This window comes from Rhodopseudomonas sp. B29 (assembly GCF_000333455.1).
In the GTDB taxonomy this organism is placed as follows: Bacteria; Pseudomonadota; Alphaproteobacteria; order Rhizobiales; family Xanthobacteraceae; genus Rhodopseudomonas.
Genome location: NZ_BADD01000632.1, coordinates 1 through 4,543 on the forward strand (window position 1 = coordinate 1; position 4,543 = coordinate 4,543).

The window sequence follows — 4,543 nt, forward strand, 5'->3', positions numbered from 1 at the left end:
TCTTGATATGCGAAAAAGGGCTTTCGGCCGCTTCAGTTGCGCGCAGGCGCAAACTACAAATGGCCGTCATTGCCGGGCTTGACCCGGCAATCCATCCCTCTTCGCGAGACTCGCTTTTCTTCCGCTCGCGCGGACGATGGATGCGCGGGTCGAGCCCGCGCATGACGGCCTTTGCGGGACTTCAGACTCACGTCTCTCCGATCACGATCTGCGTATCAGTGGCGAATTTGTACGGCACCAGCGGCAGGTTGGCGGGCGCGGGGCCGAGGCGGATGCGACCGGAGGCGTCGTATTGCGAGCCGTGGCAATGGCACAGCCAGCCGTCGTAATTGCCTTCGTGCTCGTTCGGCACGCAACCCAGATGGGTGCAGATCGCCGACACGATGAGCCACTGCTCCTTGCCGGGCTTGACGCGCTCGGAGTCTGGCTGCGGGTCGCGCATCGACTTCCAGTCGGCCGTCTGCGCCGACTCGATCTCCTTCGGTGTGCGATGGCTGATGAAGATCGGCTGACCACGCCAGAACACCTTGATGACCTGGCCTTCGGCCACGGGGGCGAGGTCGACCTCGAGCGGGAAGCCGGCCGCCACCGTGCCGGCATCGGGGCTGAGCTGCGCCACGAACGGCCACACTACGGCGGCGGCGCCGACCGTCGCGATGGCGCCGGTGGCGAGAAACAGCACGTCGCGCCGGTTGGGCTCCTGAGTAGTGATTGCGGTCATATCGGTCTCCTGATGTTGGCCAGGCGGCAAGCGCCGCGCGGCCGGACTAAGTCTCTTCATATCTTCCGCAGGTCGCCTGCGGCGCGGGCGAGGATCGCCACCAGCTCGGCTTCGTTGTCGGCATCCTTGACGAACTGCCGCACGACGACCTCGCGCAGATTGTCGAGCGCGGCGCGGAGCAGCGGCGGCAACTCGCCGCCCTCGGTGGTCTCGCCGTTCTGCTGCCGCATGGTGTCGCCGAACGCGGCGAGGCGATCGAACACCGCATCCGCCAGCGCGCGATTGGCCGCGAGATAGTCGCGGCCGTCATCGGTGATCACGTAGAGTTTCTTGGTGCCTTCCGGCTGGGCCACAACGTGGCCGATCTCTTCCAGATAGGTCAGCGTCGGATACACCACGCCGGGCGACGGCGCGTAGAAGCCGGCGGCCTTCTCCTCGATCATCTTGATGATGTCGTAGCCGTGGCGCGGCTGCTCGCCGATCAGCGCCAGCGCGATCAGCTTGAGATCGCCCTGCGCCAGCATGCGGCCAGCGCGCATCAGCTCGCCATTGCCGCGGCCGCTGCGCTTGGCCCAGCGGCAGCCCGGCATGCCGAAGCCGCATCGCCGTCCGCCGCCTTCGATCGCGTCCATGTGGCTCTCCGTTGAACCCATGAAGCACGTAGTCAGTCGATCAACCGGCGTAAAGATATATCTTTGGTCAAGCCGCGATTATTTCGTCACCCAGCTCTGTAGCGGTGCCATGGTATAGAAATGACTGTGTCACAGGCATTTCTACGATACCGCTGATTGATGCAAATCAAAGTGGACAGCACGGCAAAATATATCGTTTTGAAACATTCAGATGTTCGGATGAATTACCGCATTGTGCGGCGGCACCGAACCGCAGGAGGACAGCCATGATCAAGATTGCGATGATTATTTGGATCATCGGCGGCGCCACGCTCGCCGGCATGCTGGTGGTGGCGGTGCTGGCTATCCCCGACCTGTCCGAGCAAGCCATGCAGTGGATCCCGCGCGCCGTGGCGCTCGGCTTCGTGCTGGCGATGCCGGTGTCGTTCCTGGTGGCGCGCGCCATCGCGCGGCCGGCTGGTCACTGAGCGGCCTTGCGGGCGGCGTATCGCGCGGCGCCCGTTTCCCCTAATCTCCCTCCGATGTGAACCGACCGGTCCGCCCGAGCGGCCGGTCGTCTGCGCCGTTCGCGAAAGCATCCCATGACCGAGACCAATATCGAGGGCCCGCTCTATGCGGCCCGCACCAAGGTTTATCCGCAGGCGGTGCACGGCCGCTTTCGCCGGATCAAATGGACGCTGCTCGCGATCACACTGTCGATCTACTACTTCACGCCGTTCCTGCGCTGGCATCGCGGCCCCGGCCTGCCCGACCAGGCAGTGCTGATCGATCTGCCGGCGCGGCGGTTCTATTTCTTCTTCATCGAGCTGTGGCCGCAGGAAGTCTATTATTTCACCGGCCTGTTGATCCTCGCCGCCTTCACGCTGTTCCTGATGAACGCGGTGGCCGGCCGGCTGTGGTGCGGCTATCTGTGCCCGCAGACGGTGTGGACCGATCTGTTCTACGCGGTCGAACGCTTCATCGAAGGCGACCGCCGCGACCGCATGCTCAAGGACAAGCGCGGCTTGACGCTGCGCCGCGCCGGAGAGATCGTCGCAAAGCACTTCGTCTGGTTGATGATTGCCTGGTGGACCGGCGGCGCCTGGGTGCTGTACTTCGCCGACGCGCCGACGCTGGTGAAACAGCTCGTCACTTTCGACGCGCCGATGGTTGCCTATGTTTGGATCGGCATCCTGACCGCGACCACCTATACGCTCGCCGGCTTCATGCGCGAGCAGGTCTGCATCTATATGTGCCCGTGGCCGCGCATCCAGGCGGCGCTGACCGACGAATGGGCTCTCAACGTCACCTATCGCTACGACCGCGGCGAGCCGCGGATGTCGATCAAGAAGGCCGAGCAGCACCGCGCTCACGACGAGAAGGTCGGCGACTGCATCGACTGCCACCAATGCGTCGCGGTGTGCCCGACCGGCGTCGACATCCGCGATGGGCTGCAGCTCGGCTGCGTGCAATGCGGCCTGTGCATCGACGCCTGCACCCATGTGATGGAACAGGTCGGCCGCCCGACCGGACTGATCGCCTACGACACAGACATCAACATCCAGCGCCGGCTCGATGGCAAGCCTTCGGTGTACCGGCCGATCCGCGCCCGCACACTGATGTATTCGGCGCTGATCGTGGTGGTGGGCGCCGTGATGGTCACCGCGCTGGCGCTGCGCGGCTCGCTCGACATCAATGTGTTGCACGAACGCAACCCGCTGTTCGTGCAGCTGTCCGACGGCGGGGTGCGCAACGACTACACCATCCGTCTGCTCAACAAGCGGCCGTTCGCCCGGAAGATGGTGGTGGCGATCGACGGTGTACCGGGCGCCACCCTGCAGGCGATCGGCCTGACGCCGGACCTGGCGGATCACATCGACGTCGACGTCGGCCAGGATCAGACGCGAGAACTGCGCATGACCGTCGCGGTGCCGGCCGACAAGGTGCCGGCCACCTCGACCGGCATCCGCTTTACTGTGACTGATCCGGCGACCGGCGAGGGTTCGTCAGCGACAGATCACTTCGTGCCGCCGACGACGAAATAATAAGCGACGCAGACGTTCTCCTTCCAGAGCGTTACTACACGTATGACCTCATGGTGAGGAGGCGCGAAGCGCCGTCTCGAACCATGGACCGCAGGCACCCGTGGCCTCATCCTTCGAGACGCAGCGGCTTCGCCCTGCGGGCTACGCCGCGGCTCCTCAGGATGAGGACTCAGTGCCTATGGCAAGCCGGCAACGACGATCGAACGACAAGAGAGCTACCGCAGCAACAGATGCGAGCCGCCCTGAATCAGCAGGGCGACCGACACGCCGAACAGCAGGATGTAGGCGAGCCGATAGAACAGCTCGGTCGGCATGTGCTTGACCAGCCAGATGCCGCCGAGATTGGCCACCGCGGCGAGCGGCAGCAGCGCGATCGAGGTGCCGATATCGGCGGTGGTGAAATTGCCGAGCGCCAGATAGGGGCCGATCTTCAGCGCATTGATGATGGCGAAGAAGATCGTGGTTGTGCCGACGAACACCAGCTTGGGCAACCGCTGCGGCAGCACATAGACCTGGAACGGCGGGCCGCCGCCCTGCGTCATGAACGAGGTGAAGCCCGACACCGCGCCCCAGAACAGCCCAGCCGGCCGCGAATGCTTCGTCACATGCAGATCCGGCCGCAGCGCCATGTTGAGCACGAAGATCAAACCGACGCTGCCGACGATGATCCGCACCGCATCGTCGGACACGATCGAGGCGGTCCACCATGCCAGCGCCATGCCGACCAGCGCGCCCGGCAACATGATCTTCAGATTTTCGCCATCCCAGTGCCGGCGATACACGTAGAGCGAGATCAGATCCTGGCTGATCAGCACCGGCAGCAGCAGCGCCGCGGCTTCGAGCGGCGGCAGATACAGCGCCAGCAGCGGCGTCGCCGCGATGCCGACGCCGGTGAAGCCGCCTTTGGCGAGGCCGAGGATGATCACCGCCGGCACGGCGGCGGCGTAGAACCAGGGATCGAGGATGATCGACAAGGAATGATCCGGGTGGGGAGCGGCTGACCGCGGACGCGGCGCCCCTCTTCCTATCGCGCCGCATCGCCGACGCCAAACCCTTCCGATGCAGGCCGGCCTGCACGGCTTGCACAGGCTTGGGAACTCGCCCACAATTCCCGCAAGACGCCGGACACAGGCGCGGCAGGGAGAAACATTGATGAGCAACAGCGG

General features: G+C 64.7%; 5 protein-coding genes. 2 read left to right on the top strand and 3 right to left on the bottom strand.

The genetic code is table 11. The features are described 5' to 3' along the window. Positions 1-187: 187 nt before the first annotated feature. Both petA and I5M_RS22715 read right to left on the bottom strand, forming a co-directional pair. Positions 188-721 carry a ubiquinol-cytochrome c reductase iron-sulfur subunit gene (gene petA / locus I5M_RS22710; protein ID WP_022723502.1) on the bottom strand — a complete coding sequence of 178 codons (534 nt, stop codon included), beginning with the start codon at positions 719-721 and terminating at the stop codon, positions 188-190. Between the two features lie 56 nt (positions 722-777). Further along, positions 778-1,353, bottom strand: a complete 576-nt coding sequence (locus I5M_RS22715) for a PadR family transcriptional regulator (RefSeq protein ID WP_022723503.1) — start codon at positions 1,351-1,353, stop codon at positions 778-780. 266 nt (positions 1,354-1,619) lie between these two features. On the opposite strand from I5M_RS22715, the gene I5M_RS22720 reads away from it, so the two are divergent. Both I5M_RS22720 and ccoG read left to right on the top strand, forming a co-directional pair. After that, positions 1,620-1,820, top strand: coding sequence for a hypothetical protein (locus I5M_RS22720; protein ID WP_022723504.1), 201 nt, complete (start codon positions 1,620-1,622; stop codon positions 1,818-1,820). Between the two features lie 114 nt (positions 1,821-1,934). Beyond that, positions 1,935-3,377, top strand: coding sequence for a cytochrome c oxidase accessory protein CcoG (gene ccoG / locus I5M_RS22730; RefSeq protein WP_022723505.1), 1,443 nt, complete (start codon positions 1,935-1,937; stop codon positions 3,375-3,377). Between the two features lie 215 nt (positions 3,378-3,592). Here ccoG and I5M_RS22735 read toward each other — a convergent pair whose 3' ends face one another. Continuing rightward, complete coding sequence (locus tag I5M_RS22735) at positions 3,593-4,351, bottom strand: sulfite exporter TauE/SafE family protein (RefSeq protein WP_022723506.1); 759 nt, start codon at positions 4,349-4,351, stop codon at positions 3,593-3,595. Positions 4,352-4,543 lie beyond the last annotated feature (192 nt).

Bases quoted from the DNA above. Each gene is read 5' to 3' on its own strand.
- petA (WP_022723502.1), bottom strand. From the start codon at position 721: ATGACCGCAATCACTACTCAGGAGCCCAACCGGCGCGACGTGCTGTTT.
- I5M_RS22715 (WP_022723503.1), bottom strand. From the start codon at position 1,353: ATGGACGCGATCGAAGGCGGCGGACGGCGATGCGGCTTCGGCATGCCG.
- I5M_RS22720 (WP_022723504.1), top strand. From the start codon at position 1,620: ATGATCAAGATTGCGATGATTATTTGGATCATCGGCGGCGCCACGCTC.
- ccoG (WP_022723505.1), top strand. From the start codon at position 1,935: ATGACCGAGACCAATATCGAGGGCCCGCTCTATGCGGCCCGCACCAAG.